This window comes from Streptomyces sp. NPDC005761, from assembly GCF_040630635.1.
Taxonomy (GTDB): Bacteria; Actinomycetota; Actinomycetes; order Streptomycetales; family Streptomycetaceae; genus Streptomyces.
This window is the reverse complement of sequence record NZ_JBEXXX010000013.1, coordinates 83,573-97,236: the sequence shown is the minus strand read 5'-3', so window position 1 is coordinate 97,236 and position 13,664 is coordinate 83,573. Positions and strand designations below refer to the sequence as shown.

Annotated in this window: 13 protein-coding genes; 3 read left to right on the top strand and 10 right to left on the bottom strand. The window is 70.8% G+C overall.

Annotated elements, in window-relative coordinates; translation table 11 throughout:
* Positions 1 to 47 precede the first annotated feature (47 nt).
* From ABZ434_RS15310 to ABZ434_RS15290, 5 genes are all read right to left on the bottom strand, one after another.
* A complete protein-coding gene (locus tag ABZ434_RS15310; RefSeq protein WP_359135738.1) occupies positions 48 to 1,187 on the bottom strand; it encodes a Rossmann fold nucleotide-binding protein in 1,140 nt (379 codons plus the stop codon).
* A gap of 46 nt (positions 1,188 to 1,233) precedes the next feature.
* Positions 1,234 to 2,418 carry a hypothetical protein gene (locus ABZ434_RS15305; RefSeq protein ID WP_359135736.1) on the bottom strand — a complete coding sequence of 395 codons (1,185 nt, stop codon included), beginning with the start codon at positions 2,416 to 2,418 and terminating at the stop codon, positions 1,234 to 1,236.
* Complete coding sequence (locus tag ABZ434_RS15300) at positions 2,400 to 3,137, bottom strand: ATP-binding cassette domain-containing protein (protein ID WP_359135734.1); 738 nt, start codon at positions 3,135 to 3,137, stop codon at positions 2,400 to 2,402. The genes ABZ434_RS15305 and ABZ434_RS15300 overlap by 19 nt, the downstream gene beginning before the upstream one ends.
* A 266-nt stretch (positions 3,138 to 3,403) precedes the next feature.
* A complete protein-coding gene (locus ABZ434_RS15295) occupies positions 3,404 to 4,783 on the bottom strand; it encodes an aspartate aminotransferase family protein (protein WP_359135733.1) in 1,380 nt (459 codons plus the stop codon).
* Complete coding sequence (locus tag ABZ434_RS15290; protein ID WP_326739069.1) at positions 4,768 to 5,259, bottom strand: Lrp/AsnC family transcriptional regulator; 492 nt, start codon at positions 5,257 to 5,259, stop codon at positions 4,768 to 4,770. Before ABZ434_RS15290 ends, ABZ434_RS15295 begins: the two co-directional genes overlap by 16 nt.
* A gap of 178 nt (positions 5,260 to 5,437) precedes the next feature.
* Between ABZ434_RS15290 and ABZ434_RS15285 the strand changes: the two genes are divergently transcribed.
* The 3 genes from ABZ434_RS15285 to ABZ434_RS15275 all read left to right on the top strand — a co-directional run bounded on the left by ABZ434_RS15285 (position 5,438) and on the right by ABZ434_RS15275 (position 8,838).
* A complete protein-coding gene (locus ABZ434_RS15285; protein WP_359135732.1) occupies positions 5,438 to 6,877 on the top strand; it encodes a gamma-aminobutyraldehyde dehydrogenase in 1,440 nt (479 codons plus the stop codon).
* Positions 6,878 to 7,074: 197 nt separating this feature from the next.
* Entirely contained in the window at positions 7,075 to 8,238 is a 1,164-nt protein-coding gene (locus tag ABZ434_RS15280; protein WP_359135846.1) for an extracellular solute-binding protein, read from the top strand.
* A 54-nt stretch (positions 8,239 to 8,292) separates the two neighbouring features.
* Positions 8,293 to 8,838 carry a hypothetical protein gene (locus ABZ434_RS15275; RefSeq protein ID WP_359135730.1) on the top strand — a complete coding sequence of 182 codons (546 nt, stop codon included), beginning with the start codon at positions 8,293 to 8,295 and terminating at the stop codon, positions 8,836 to 8,838.
* A gap of 1 nt (position 8,839) precedes the next feature.
* Here ABZ434_RS15275 and ABZ434_RS15270 read toward each other — a convergent pair whose 3' ends face one another.
* The 5 genes from ABZ434_RS15270 to ABZ434_RS15250 form a co-directional block, all read right to left on the bottom strand.
* Positions 8,840 to 10,036, bottom strand: a complete 1,197-nt coding sequence (locus ABZ434_RS15270; protein ID WP_359135728.1) for a serine hydrolase domain-containing protein — start codon at positions 10,034 to 10,036, stop codon at positions 8,840 to 8,842.
* Between the two features lie 84 nt (positions 10,037 to 10,120).
* The gene (locus ABZ434_RS15265) at positions 10,121 to 10,849 is read right to left on the bottom strand and encodes a response regulator transcription factor (RefSeq protein WP_359135726.1); all 729 of its coding nucleotides are present in this window, start codon (positions 10,847 to 10,849) and stop codon (positions 10,121 to 10,123) included.
* Complete coding sequence (locus ABZ434_RS15260; RefSeq protein WP_359135724.1) at positions 10,846 to 12,051, bottom strand: histidine kinase; 1,206 nt, start codon at positions 12,049 to 12,051, stop codon at positions 10,846 to 10,848. The genes ABZ434_RS15265 and ABZ434_RS15260 overlap by 4 nt, the downstream gene beginning before the upstream one ends.
* Before the next feature lie 13 nt (positions 12,052 to 12,064).
* A complete protein-coding gene (locus tag ABZ434_RS15255; RefSeq protein WP_359135722.1) occupies positions 12,065 to 12,871 on the bottom strand; it encodes an SAM-dependent methyltransferase in 807 nt (268 codons plus the stop codon).
* A 64-nt stretch (positions 12,872 to 12,935) separates the two neighbouring features.
* Positions 12,936 to 13,649, bottom strand: coding sequence for a glycerophosphodiester phosphodiesterase (locus ABZ434_RS15250; RefSeq protein WP_359135720.1), 714 nt, complete (start codon positions 13,647 to 13,649; stop codon positions 12,936 to 12,938).
* Between the last annotated feature and the right edge of the window lie 15 nt (positions 13,650 to 13,664).

The window sequence follows — 13,664 nt, the reverse complement described above, 5'->3', positions numbered from 1 at the left end:
CGGCGGCCTCAACCCCCGGGTTCCACGACCGCGGCACCGACCGGTCGTCACCCGCCTGCGACGCCCCGCATCGAGGACAGCCGCGCGAGCGCCTCGGGCGCTTCCTCCACCGAGTCGACGAGCGCGATGCGGGACTCCATCGGCCGGCCCGCCGCGAGGGCCTGGAGCAGCGGCCAGGCCGGCAGTTCCCGCGTCCAGTGGTCCCGGCCGACCAGCACCATCGGGGACGGATCGCCGCGCGAGCCGTAGTAGTTGGGGGTCGCGCTGTCGAAGATCTCCTGGACCGTGCCGGCCGCGCCCGGCAGGAAGACCACGCCCGCGGTCGAGCGTGCCAGCAGCCCGTCCTCGCGCAGGGCGTTGGCGAAGTACTTCGCGATGTCCCCGGCGAACGGGTTCGGCGGCTCGTGCCCGTAGAACCAGGTAGGGATCGACACGGAACGTCCGCCCTCGGGCCAGCGCTCGCGCACGGCGAACGCGGCCAGCGCCCAGTCGGTGACGGAGGGGGTGAAGGAGGGGACGGCGCCCAGGAGTTCGCAGGCCTCGTCCAGCATCGCGTCGGGGTGCGGGGCCGCGTAGGCGCCGAGGTTCGCCGCCTCCATCGCGCCCGGCCCGCCGCCCGTGGCCACGGTCAGGCCGCTGCGGGCGAGAGTCCTGCCGAGACGGGCCGCCGCCGCGTACGCAGCGCTGCCGCGAGGTGTCGCGTGGCCGCCCATCACGCCGACGACCCGTGCTCCGACGACGAGTTCGTCCAGGGCGTCGGAGACCGCGTCGTCGTGGAGGGCTCGCAGCATCGAGGCGAAGGCGTCCCCGTCCGAGCGGGTGCGGCAGAACCAGCGGTAGGCCCGGAAGTCGGGCGTCGCCTCGTAACCTCCCTGCGCCAGCCCGTCGTAGAGAGCGTCGGGGGAGTAGAGGAGACCGCGGTACGGATCGAAGGGGAGCCCCGGCACCGGAGGGAAGACGAACGCGCCGTCGGCCCGCACCTTCTCGTCCGCGGCAGGCTCCATCCGGCAGCCGAGGAAGACGGCGCGGGACGTGTCCGTGGCCAGCAGCGCCGCGCTGCGGTCCGTCAGGTCGACGGACTGGACGCGGTGGCCCACCAGTGAACCGGTGGCGACCGCCGCGTCGAACGCGGCGAGCGACTCGATCTCGACGCCGGGTGCGGGAATGCTGACATCTGGGCTCTCCACGCCCACATGCTACGGACCGGCCGGGGGCACGCCCCGGCCGGTCCGCTCAGGCGGTCAGCGGCAGTGCGGCCAGCTCGGCGATCGCCCAGGTCAACGGGGCGAAGACGAGCAGCAGGGCGGCCGCGCGCAGGGCCGTCGCCGCGCGCAGCGCCGAGGCCGGTGCGCCGAGGCGCAGCAGCGCCCGGGCCGTCTCGGCACGGGCCTGCCTGGCCTCCAGCGCCGAGGTCAGGAGCGTCGCGGTGGTGCAGCCGATGACGAGGACCGCACCGAGCGCGGTGAGCGGGCCGAACGGCCGCGGGCCCGTCCCGTACAGCGCGTACGCGGCGACGACGGCGGAGAGGACGGCGCACACGATGCCCAGCGGCCGGCCGATCCGGTGCGCCTCGCTCATCAGGACCCGGCCCGCCAGGAGACGTACCGCTCCGGGGCGCACCGCCTGCAAGAGGCGGCCGCACAGGTGGGTCAGGCCCGGGCCGGCCATGGCCAGACCGATCGCCGTCAGGGTCCATCCGACGAGCACCCAGGCAGGTGTGGAGTCGAGCTTGCCGGGGAGCGGGAAGAGGCTGCCGCTCGAACCGCGGTTCGCGTACGCCTCCACGGCGAGTCCGGCGGCGGTCAGGGCAACGCCCCACGGCAGCCCGGTGGGGGGCGCCGCCGGGGCCGGGATCTGCTCCTCGGGCAGCAGGTCCTCGGCTTCCTCCGGCCTGCCCGTGGCCCGCACCGGGGCGGTGCGCAGGGCCAGCGCGCTCGCTGTGGCGGCGGCCGCGGGCACCAGGGTCAGGAGCACGAGGGCGGCGGCCAGGGGCAGCGGCGCCTCGGCGCCGAGCAGCCCGGCCGCGGCGCCGTCGAACGGCAGTCCGGACAGGTCGCCGCGCAGGTGGAGGAAGAAGAGCAGCGCCACCATCGAACCGAGGGTGCACGAGACGGCGGTGGAGACCGCGGCGAGCACGCTGAGGCGCACGGGTCCGAGGCCGACGGCGGACAGCCCGGCGCGCGGGCGGGTGCTCGGGTCGGTACGCGCCACCGCGACCGCGAACTGCACCGTGGCGGCCAGCGGTACGAAGCACCACAGCAGCCGCAGTACGGCACCGGCGGAGTGTGCCGGATGTCCGGAGGCGTAGCCGAGCGTGCACAGCAGGAGGAAGCCGACCCCCGCGGACGCGGCCGCGACGAGCAGGCGGCGCATCAGGACCAGTGGATGGGAACCGCGGGCTAGACGGAGAGCGAGCACGCCGCGCGGCCCTCCGTATCGGTCACGGCGGGCAGGGCGACCGTGGCGACCCGGCGTCCGTCCAGCAACGGCACCATGCGGTCGGCGAGCGCGGCGATCTCCGCGTCGTGCGTGGCCAGCACCACCGTGATGCCGTGCGAGCGGGCCGCGCTCGTCAGGGTGCGCAGCACATGGGCGCGGTCGGTGCGGTGGAGCGTCGCGGTCGGTTCGTCGGCGAAGATCACCGAGGGTGCGGCCGTCAGGGCGCGGGCCACGGAGATCCGCTGCCGCTGGCTCTGCTGGAGGGTGTGCGGCCGCTTCCGTGCGCACATGCCGATGTCGAGACGCTCCAGCCACTCCATGGCGGTCTTCTTGGCCTCGCGGTGGGAGGTGCCGCGCAGCAGCAGCGGGAGGGCGGTGTTCTCCCAGGTGTTCAGTTCCGGGACCAGTTGGGGTTCGGGGGCGATCCACCCGAACTTGTCGCGGCGCAGCCGCTCACGCAGCCGTGGGCCCATGGTGTGGACGGGGACGCTGTTGAACCACACCTCGCCCTGCTGGGGCACGAGCTGACCCGAGAGGCAGTGCAGCAGGGTCGTCTTGCCGCTGCCGCGGGGGCCGGTCACCGCGAGGATCTCGCCGTCGCGGATCCCCAGGGAGACTCCGCCGAGAGCGGGTGAGCCGTTGTGGGAGTGCTGCAGGGAACGCGCCCAGATCACGTCGTTGTCCGGCGGGGCCACCATGGCGTACACCTCGGTTCAGATCAGAAATCCCGTTCCCCCGTACGGGGGAACGAAGGCGGGGCCGATCGGTCACTCGGCACCGTAAGGATTCGGATCGCGGTGTGCGCACAGCACGCGGCCCGGGTGCGCTTCTTCCCACTCGAATGGGCGCATCCGGGCCGCGTGAGCCGTATGAAATGACCGCCGGGAGGCCGTCGGGGGACGGTCAAGCGGTGGTCAAGCCGGCGCCGGCCGTTGGGCCGTCCGGCCCCACGCACGGCCCCAGGTCAGAGCTTCGTCCAGGCCTCCGTCAGGACGGACCGCAGGATGCCCTCGATCTCGTCGAACGTGGACTGGTCGGAGACCAGCGGCGGGGCGAGCTGGACGACCGGGTCGCCGCGGTCGTCGGCCCGGCAGTACAGGCCGTTGTCGTACAGCGCCTTGGAGAGGAAGCCGTACAGGACGCGCTCGGTCTCCTCGTCGGTGAACGTCTCCTTGGTGACCTTGTCCTTCACCAGCTCGATGCCGTAGAAGAAGCCGTTGCCGCGGACGTCGCCGACGATCGGCAGGTCGTGCAGCTTCTGCAGCGTGGTGAAGAAGGCGTTCTCGTTGTCGAGGACGTGCTGGTTGAGGCCCTCGCGCTCGAAGATGTCGAGGTTGGCGAGGCCGACCGCCGCGGACACCGGGTGGCCGCCGAAGGTGTAGCCGTGCAGGAAGGTGTTGTCGCCCTGGTAGAACGGTTCGGCGATCCTGTCCGAGACGATGCAGGCACCGATCGGCGAGTAGCCCGAGGTCATGCCCTTGGCGCAGGTGATCATGTCCGGCACGTAGCCGAACTTGTCGCAGGCGAACATCGTGCCGAGGCGGCCGAAGGCGCAGATGACCTCGTCGGAGACGAGCAGTACGTCGTACTTGTCGCAGATCTCGCGGACGCGCTGGAAGTAGCCGGGCGGGGGCGGGAAGCAGCCGCCCGCGTTCTGTACGGGCTCCAGGAAGACGGCGGCGACGGTGTCCGCGCCCTCGAAGAGGATCTCCTGCTCGATCTGGTCGGCGGCCCAGCGGCCGAAGGCCTCCGGGTCGTCGCCGTGGATCGGGGCGCGGTAGATGTTGGTGTTCGGCACCTTGTGCGCGCCCGGGACCAGCGGCTCGAAGGGGGCCTTGAGGGCCGGCAGACCGGTGATGGACAGGGCGCCCTGCGGGGTGCCGTGGTAGGCGACCGCACGCGAGATGACCTTGTACTTGGTCGGCTTGCCCTTGAGCTTGAAGTACTGCTTGGCCAGCTTCCAGGCGGTCTCGACCGCTTCGCCGCCACCGGTGGTGAAGAACACCTTGTTCAGGTCGCCCGGGGCGTAGTCCGCGAGACGCTCGGCCAGCTCGACGGCCTTCGGGTGGGCGTAGGACCACACCGGGAAGAAGGCCAGCTCCTGCGCCTGCTTGTACGCGGCCTCGGCGAGCTCGTGACGCCCGTGGCCGGCGTTGACCACGAACAGGCCGGACAGCCCGTCGAGGTACCGCTTGCCCTGGTCGTCGAAGATGTAGGTGCCCTCGCCACGCACGATGGTGGGAACGGGCGCGTTCTCGTAGTCCGACATGCGGGTGAAGTGCATCCACAGGTGGTCGTACGCGGTCCGGCTGAGGTCCTTGCTCACGGCTATCGGGTTCCCCACATATAGGTCTGCTTCTTGAGCTTGAGGTAGACGAAGCTCTCGGTGGAGCGCACACCGGGTATGGCCCGGATGCGTTTGTTGATCGTCTCCAGCAGGTGGTCGTCGTCCTCGCAGACGATCTCCACCATCAGGTCGAAGGAGCCCGCGGTCATCACCACGTACTCGCATTCGGTCATGGCCGACAGGGCCTCCGCGACGGGGTCGAGGTCGCCCTCGACATTGATTCCCACCATCGCCTGCCGTCGGAAACCCACGGTGAGCGGGTCGGTGACGGCGACGATCTGCATCACGCCCTGGTCGAGCAGCTTCTGGACGCGCTGCCGCACGGCCGCCTCGGAAAGGCCCACGGCCTTGCCGATCGCGGCGTACGGACGGCGCCCGTCCTCCTGGAGCTGCTCGATGATTGCGAGGGACACGGCATCGACCGCTGGGGACGATCCGTTCCCGGTCCTGGAGTCTGCGCTGCGACTGGCCACAGAGCCACTCTGCACCGGGACTCGTCTGTCTTGCAACCCTCGATCGATGAAATTCGTTGTGCCGAGGCTCGGATCTCACTGAATCCGAAGTTGGTGGCGGGTGGGTATGTCGAAACCGTTACCCATGCGACTAGGCTGGACGTCTCACCCATTGGACGTTTCGACAGGAGGGGTGGTTGTGACCACCGAGGTGCGCCGTCTGCGCAACTACATCAATGGCGAGTTCCGGGACGCCGCCGACGGGCGGACCATCGATGTGGTCAACCCGGTGACGGAGGAGGTCTACGCGACCTCCCCGCTGTCCGGTGAGGCCGACGTCGATGCCGCCATGGACGCCGCCGCTGCCGCCTTCCCCGCGTGGCGTGACGTCACGCCCGCCGAGCGCCAGCGCGCCCTGCTGAAGATCGCGGACGCCTTCGAGGAGCGTGCCGAGGACCTCATCGCGGCCGAGTCCGAGAACACCGGCAAGCCGCTCGGTCTGACCCGCACCGAGGAGATCCCGCCGATGGTGGACCAGATCCGCTTCTTCGCGGGTGCCGCCCGGCTGCTGGAGGGCCGCTCGGCCGGCGAGTACATGGAGGGCCTGACCTCCATCGTCCGTCGTGAACCGGTCGGTGTCTGCGCGCAGGTCGCGCCGTGGAACTACCCGATGATGATGGCCGTGTGGAAGTTCGCCCCGGCCCTCGCCGCGGGCAACACCGTCGTCATCAAGCCGTCCGACACCACTCCGGCGTCCACGGTGCTGATCGCCGAGATCATCGGGCAGATCCTGCCGAAGGGCGTCTTCAACGTCGTCTGCGGCGACCGCGACACCGGCCGCGCGATGGTCGAGCACCGGACCCCGGCCATGGCCTCCATCACCGGCTCGGTCCGGGCCGGCATGCAGGTCGCCGAGTCGGCGGCCAAGGACGTCAAGCGGGTCCACCTGGAGCTCGGCGGCAAGGCTCCCGTCGTCGTCTTCGAGGACACCGACATCGCCAAGGCCGTGGAGGACATCTCGGTCGCGGGCTACTTCAACGCCGGACAGGACTGCACGGCCGCGACCCGCGTGCTCGTCCACGAGTCGATCCACGACGAGTTCGTCACCGCGCTGGCCAAGGCCGCCGCCGACACGAAGACCGGGCACCCGGACGACGAGGACGTGCTCTACGGCCCGCTCAACAACGCCAACCAGCTCGCCCAGGTCAGCGGCTTCATCGAGCGGCTCCCCGCCCACGCCAAGGTCGAGGCGGGCGGTCACCGGGTCGGTGAGAAGGGCTACTTCTACGCCCCGACCGTCGTCTCCGGGCTCAAGCAGGACGACGAGATCATCCAGAACGAGGTCTTCGGCCCGGTCATCACCGTCCAGTCCTTCACGAACGAGGCCCAGGCCCTGGAGTGGGCGAACGGCGTCGAGTACGCGCTGGCCTCCTCCGTCTGGACCAAGGACCACGCCCGCGCCATGCGGATGTCCAAGAACCTCGACTTCGGCTGCGTGTGGATCAACACCCACATCCCGCTCGTCGCCGAGATGCCGCACGGCGGGTTCAAGAAGTCCGGCTACGGCAAGGACCTCTCCGCCTACGGCTTCGAGGACTACACCCGCATCAAGCACGTCATGACCTCGCTCGACGGCTGACCGTCGCGGCATTCGGAACCCGGACGGCCCCGGGCGCGCTGTGCGAGCGCCTGGGGCCGTCCGCGTGCTCGCCCCCGTACCGCCCGGCCCTCGACAGGGTGTGCGCGGGGGACGGCCGCCGCTGGACGGTTGGTCCATTGTCCGCCGCACCGGCCGACCGGCATCCTGCGCAGGTGCGAGCGATCCCGAACCACCCCATGTCCCGCCGGTCCCTGCTCCGCGCCTTCGGGTCGGGAGCGGCCGGCGTCACGCTGGCCGGCTGCGGAGTCCCCGCCGCGTACGTCGAGCCGGGTGAGCGCGCCGGACGCGACGACTCCGCCCGCGATCACACCCTGCACTTCGCCAACTGGCCCCTCTACATCGACACGGACGACGAGGACGAGTCGAAGCGGCCCACCCTCGACGCCTTCGGGAAGCGGACCGGGATCTCCGTCACGTACACCGAGGAGATCAACGACAACGACGAGTTCTTCGGCAAGATCAGCCCGGCCCTGATGAACCACCAGCAGACCGGCCGCGACCTGATCGTCATCAGCGACTGGATGGCCGCGCGGTTCGTCCGGCTCGGCTGGGTCCAGGAGATGGACCGGGCGAAGCAGCCCAACGTGACGAAGTACCTCGATCCGCAACTGCGCTCGCCCGCCTTCGACAAGGGCCGGACGCACAGTGTGCCCTGGCAGTCCGGCATCACCGGCATCGCGTACAACCGCAGGAAGCTCGGCCGGGAGATCAGGCACACGAGCGACCTGTGGGCGGACGACCTGAGCGGCAGGGTCACCTTGCTGTCCGGGCTCGACGAATCCTTCGCCCTGCTGATGCAGGGCAACGGAGTCGACATCACCCGCTGGAAGCGCGACGACTTCTACGACATCTGCGACCAGGTGGAGAAGCTGGTGAGGAGCAGACACATCCGCCGCTTCACCGGCAACGACTACATCAAGGACCTCTCCACGGGGGACGTGCTCGCCTGCCAGGCCTACTCCGGTGACGTCATCCAGCTCCAGGCGGACAACCCCGACATCGAGTTCGTGGTGCCCGAGGAGGGGGCAGAGCTCTGGGCCGAATCGCTCATGATCCCCAACCTCGCCCACCACAAGCGCAATGCGGAGAAGCTGGTCGACTACTACTACGAGCCGGAGGTCGCCGCCGAGCTCGCCACCTGGGTCAACTACGTCTGCCCCGTTCCCGCCGCCAGGGACGTGCTGGCCTCCGCCAAGGACGAGGAGACCGCCGCGCTCGCCGAGGACCCGCTGATCTTTCCCGACGACGGCATGCGCAAGCGGCTGGCGATCGCCCGCGACATCACCTCGGAGGAACGGACCGAGTTCGCCAAGAAGTGGAACGCCGTCGTCGGCCTGTGAGGACGCCTCCGAGGTCTTGTGAAGAGCCCATAAGTATGGGCGTACGCTGCGGGTATGAGCGAGCGACGCGCCCTGCAAAGGCGCATACGCGTGTGGTTGGCCGCCTTCATCGTCTGTCTCGTACTCAGCGGGCTCACCGCCTTTCCGCTCGTCCACGAACTGCGCTGGGCAGAGGACCTGCTGAGCTCTTCGTCGTCGCCCGTCCCCGAGCACTTCCCGGCCCTGATGGAGTGGATCACCCGCGTCCGCACCGGCCTGGACGAGGCCGATGCCAGGTACCCCTTCGTGCTCTACGGCACCGACTGGCTGGCCTTCGCCCATCTCGTGATCGCGGTCGCCTTCTACGGCCCCTACCGCGATCCGGTCCGCAACATCTGGGTGATCGAGTTCGGCATGATCGCCTGTGCCGGGATCATCCCGCTCGCCCTGATCTGCGGACCGCTCCGCGACATCCCCTTCTGGTGGTCGGTCATCGACATGTCGTTCGGCTTCATCGGTGTGATTCCGCTGCTGATCGTGCACCGCCGGATCAAGCGGCTGGAGGCCATGGAGCGGACCCCGGAGCCGGTGACCGCCGGCGAGTCCGTTCCCGCGGTCTGAATCACCCGGCGGAGGGGGCACCGAAAGCCGCCACCACGATGTCCCGTGCTGTGGCATTCATGTCGCCGCCTTTCGCGTCCGTCGCGTTGACGCTGTAGACGAGGGTCCGGGAGAGGTCACGGGTGGCCGCGACGGCCGTGTTGTATCCCCAGCGGCCTCCCGTCTTGCCCCAGACCTGGCGTCCGCCCAGCGTCATCACGGAGAGACCCGCGCTGAACGCGGCGGGTCCGCCCGTGCCGTACTCCCGCACCGAGGCGTCGGGCAGCGTGAACATCTCCTCCAGCAGTGGTCCGCGCACCACCTTCCCGCCGAACAGTGCCCGGGTGAACCGCTCCAGATCGGCGGTGGTCGAGATCAGGTCCCCTGCCGCCCAGGCGTCGCTCACCCCCCACACCGTCACATCGCGCAGCTCGCCCTGCGTGCCGAAGACCTGGTAGCCGTGGTTGTGCCGTCCGCGTATCGACGGATCGGTGCCGGGGAAGAAGGTGTCCTTCAGGCGCAGCGGCTCCAGGACGCGGCGCGAGACCTGGGAGGCGTACATGTCGCCGGTGACCCGCTCGATCAGCAGGCCCGCCACGGTGTAGCCGATGTTGGCGTAGTGCTGCTGGGTGCCCGGCGCGAAGTCCGGCCGCTGCGCGGTGGCTTCGCGCACCACGTCCGCCGGGTCGATCAGGTCGAAGCGGTGCGCGTACCAGTCCTCCAGCGTGTCGCCGTTGCCCGGGTCCACGGACGGGATGCCGCTCGTGTGGTTCAGCAGCTGGCGCACCGTGACCTTCCCGTACGCCACCGGGATCAGGTCCGGCAGATAGTGCCGGGCCGGACGGTCCAGGCCGATCCTGCCCTCCTCGGCCAGCTGGAGCACCACGGCGGCCGTGAACACCTTGGTGACCGATCCGACCCGGAAGCGCCCGGCCGGGTCCGCCGGCCGCCCGGACGCCAGGTCGTGGACGCCGGAACTGCCCCGCCACACACCCCCGGTGCCCGAGACGCGCACGAGGGCGGCGGTGGCCCCCTCCGAGGGCAGCCCGCCGATCGCGGCCCGCAGCGCCTCGGCCTCCGGCGCCCGGACGGTCGGTGACTGTGCGACCGGGCCGGCCGCCGGGGGAGCGGCCGCGGCCAGGGCCGGCGGGGCGGTACCCGCGGCGATGCCGAGAAGCACTGCGGCTGCGATGACGGTGCGGGACGTGCGGGCGTTCATGTCCGGTGCCTCCTGGGCGTGGAATGCGGTGGCTTCCTCAACTGCTTTCGGAATCCATCCTGTTGATCCAGGCACCCGGACGGATCACCCGTGCGAGGGTTTCCCGGAGGGAGACCTCCTCCCCTGTGCGGGGGAGGACGCGTGGGCCCCTCCCTCCGCAGAGGGAGAGACGACACCGCATTCGTACGCGCAGATCACCGCCTGGATCCGGTCACGCAGGCCCAGTTTGGACAGCACGTTGCCGACATGGGTCTTCACCGTGTGCTCGCTGACGACCAGCGCTGCCGCGATCTCCGCGTTGGACATGCCGCGCGCAAGATGGAGCAGGGTCTCGTGCTCACGCGTGGTCAGCACGTCCAGGCGCGTGGACGGGTTCGAAGCCGCAGCTGCCGGGCGCGAGGTGTACGCGGCCACCAGCCGGCGAGCCACCGAGGGTGCCAGCAGCGAGTCCCCGGCGGCCACCACCCGTACCGCGTGCACCAGGTCGTCCCGCCGGACATCCTTGAGCAGGAAGCCGCTCGCACCCGCGTGCAGAGCCTCGTAGACGTACTCGTCCGAGTCGAACGTGGTCAGCATGACCGTCCGGCAGTCACTCCCGGCAGTGATGGCGCGGCAGGCCTCGATGCCGTCCGTGCCGGGCATCCGGATGTCGAGCAGAGCCACCTCGGGAGCCAGCCGCCGCACCGCCTCGACCGCCGAGGCACCGTCGCCGGCCTCGGCCACCACCTCGATGTCCGGCTGCGCGTCCAGGATCATCGCGAAGCCGCTGCGCACCAGCTCCTGGTCGTCGGCCACCACGACGCGGATCGTCATCGTCTCGGTCCTGTCTGCTGTTCCGGCTCCGGTTCCGGTTCGGGCCGCGGGTGCGGGATCGTCACTCCGACCCGGAATCCCCCACCGTCCGGACCGGGACCGGTGCAGGCCGTGCCGCCGTGCGCTGCGGCGCGTTCCCGGATGCCGGTGAGCCCCAGCCCGGATCCGCCTCCGGGGCCGCGCCCGTCATCGGTGACGGTGAGGGTCAGCATGTCGGTCCCGTGCTCCAGGTGCACCCGCACCGAGGCCGCGTCCGCATGCCTGACCACGTTCGTCAGGGCCTCCTGCACGATCCGGTAGATGGTGGCCTCGACGGCCAGGCCGGGTGGCCGGGGCCTGCCCGTGATCTCGTACGAGACGGCGGGACCGCCCAGGCGGACCCGCTCCAGCAGCCCGGGCAGCCCGTCCAGCGCGGGCTGGGGTTCGCGCGGCGCGTCCGGTGAACCCGCGTCCTCGCGCAGCACGCCGAGCATCCGGCGCAGCTGCACCATCGCGTCGCGGCCCGTCTCCGAGATCGCGTCGAAAGCCGCTTCGGCGCGCTCCGGCGCCCTGCGCACCGCCACCGGGCCTGCCTCCGCCTGCACGATCATCAGGCTCACCGCATGGGAGAGGATGTCGTGCATCTCCCGTGCGATCCGGGCCCGTTCACGAGCCGCGGCCTGCTCGGCCTCGATGCGGTGCGTCAGCTCCAGGTGACGCGCCCGGTCCTCCACCGCCCGCAGATAGGCCTTGCGCGTCACCGCGAACCGGCCGAAGGCATAGGCCGCGGCGAACACGAAGAGGGAGAAGAGGAGCTCCCGCAGGGCGTCGCCGTCGAGACCGACCGAGACCAGCACCGCCATCGCCGTGAGCACCGCGATGCCGGCCCGCTTCGCCGGCGAGGAGAGTTCGGCCACCGTGTAGAACGCCACGAGGCCCGTGTACGGGAGCGGCTGGCCCGGGCCTTCGACGGCGAACCGGTACAGGCCGCCCGCCGCGAGCACGGTGATGAGGACCGCGACCGGCGCCCGGCGGCGGACGACCAGCGGCAGCACCATCAGGGTGGTCAGCCCGTATGCCGTCCACGTCGCCTCCGGCAGCTCCGGCGCGCGCGGGACGACGAACGGCATGGTCACGGCCGCCTGCACCAGCAGCGTGATGAGGAGGTCGACGGTGTGGGGGCCGGGCTTCCGCGCTCTCGCCGTGATGTCTCGTACGCGCATCGGTGCGGCGCCGTCAGGGCTTGCGCGCCACGGCGCCGAACTGGGCGACCTCGGCCCCGGCCGGGCCGGGCCCCGGGCGCCAGCGCGCGCACGAGACGATGCCCGGCTCCACGGGGTCCAGGTCGTCCAGGAACGCCGCGAACTCGAAGCGCCCACGGGCGGTGATCGGGGGAGTGGCGTTCTCGTTCCAGAACCGCATCGCCGCCTCGTTGCCCTCGCCGCCCAGTTCCAGCGTGGGGTGGGTGAGGACCAGATAGCTGCCGGACGGCACCGCGGCCATCAGCTGCCGGACGATGCGCAGTGCCTCGTCCGTGTCGAGGACGAAGTTCAGGATGCCCAGCAGCATGACCGCGACCGGCCGCTCCAGATCGAGGGTCGGCTGTGCGGCCCGCAGGATCTGTTCCGGGTGACGGGCATCGGCGTCGATGTACTCGGTCGCGCCCTCCGGCGAGCTGGTGAGGAGCGAGCGGGCGTGCGCCAGGACGATCGGGTCGTTGTCGACGTAGACGACGCGGGCGTCAGGGGCGGTGTGCTGGGCCACCTCATGGGTGTTCTCCGCTGTCGGCAGGCCGGTGCCTATGTCCAGGAACTGACCGATGCCCACGTCACCGGCCAGATACCGCACCGCCCGCCCCAGGAACGCCCGGTCCGCCCGCGCCACTTCACCGATGCTCGGGTACATGCCGGTGACCCGGTCGCCGACCGCCCGGTCCACCGGGAAGTGGTCTCCTCCGCCGAGCCAGTAGTTCCAGACCCGGGCGTTGTGGGCGACGTCTGAACGGACGCGGGAAGGAAGGGAATTGCTGCGGGGGGCGGTCACGTCTGGCTCCTTGGCGCCGGCCTGGCATCGGGGCGATGCGGTCCCGACCATGATGCCGGACCGGTCAAGTTCGCCGGCCTGTCACCGAGTTGCGGATCACCTTGTGCAGGACGTCGATCCGGTTGGTGGTGACGGAGTCCACGCCCTGCCGGATCAGCCGGCGCATCGTGCGGCCGGTGTCCGCCGTCCACGCCGACACCAGGAGCCCGTCCCGGTGATTGCGGTCCGTCAGTTCCCGGCTCACCAGGCCGAACCGGTAGTTCAGCCAGCGCGGCCGCACCGCGTCCAGCAGCGCCGTCCGGGGCGGCGCGAGCGTCGTCCATGTCATCGCGATCTCGGCGGACGGGTCGGCGGCCCGTACCCGCAGCATCGCCTCGGGCCCAGCGCAGTAGTAGACGCGTTCACCGGCCCCGCACTCACGGACCACGCCGACGGTCCTCCGTACGGAATCGTCGGTGGAGCCGGGCAGATCGAGCATGAGGCGGTGCGCCCCGGCGACGAGCAGGGCCTCGCGCAGGGTCGGGACCGACCCCGCGGTCAGTTCGGTCAGGTCCTGGTGCGTGAGCCGGTCGAGCCGCAGGTCATGACCCCACAGCCGGTCCAGCGTGGCGTCGTGCAGCAGGACCGGCACGCCGTCGCGGGTGACCCGGACGTCGATCTCGACCGCGTCCGCCCCCCGTTCGAGGGCGGAGCGGATCGAGAGGAGGGTGTTCTCGCGGACGCGGTAGGGATCTCCGCGGTGCGCGACGGCGGTGACAGCAGCGACAGGGGTGGCCATGGGGCCATTGTCACC